Source organism: Bariatricus sp. SGI.161 (assembly GCF_050313695.1).
Classification (GTDB): Bacteria; Bacillota; Clostridia; order Lachnospirales; family Lachnospiraceae; genus JAFBIX01.
Window position 1 is genome coordinate 1 of the sequence record NZ_JBNPLX010000100.1, and the last position, 379, is coordinate 379.

At 42.7% G+C, this 379-nt stretch carries 1 protein-coding gene; it reads left to right on the forward strand.

What is annotated here, in order from left to right:
- Window positions 1–68: 68 nt before the first annotated feature.
- Window positions 69–379 (forward strand): helix-turn-helix domain-containing protein (locus ACQRBH_RS17365; RefSeq protein ID WP_427762707.1); only part of this gene is annotated, 311 nt, incomplete at its 3' end.

The following is a 379-nucleotide window of genomic DNA, read 5'->3' on the forward strand; positions in this document are numbered from 1 at the left end:
TTTGATAACAGCCGGTGGAGCACCGATCGAAGTAATCAGGGAATACATTGAAACACAGGGTGAGAAACATGAGAAAGAGCAATAAAGCCTTCCAATTCCGCATTTATCCAACGGAAGAACAGAAAGAATTGTTTGCGAAGACATTCGGATGTTGTAGATTCATCTATAACCAGATGCTGTCGGATAAGATGGAAGAATATAAGAAGACCGGGAAGATGTTGAAGACTACACCGGCTGCCTATAAAAAAGATTTTCCGTGGTTGAAGGAAGTAGATTCTCTTGCCCTGGCGAATGTGCAGCTCCATCTGGAACGGGCATACAGGAATTTTTTCGAACGTCCGGAGATTGGGTTTCCGAAATTCAAGTCAAAGCATCATAA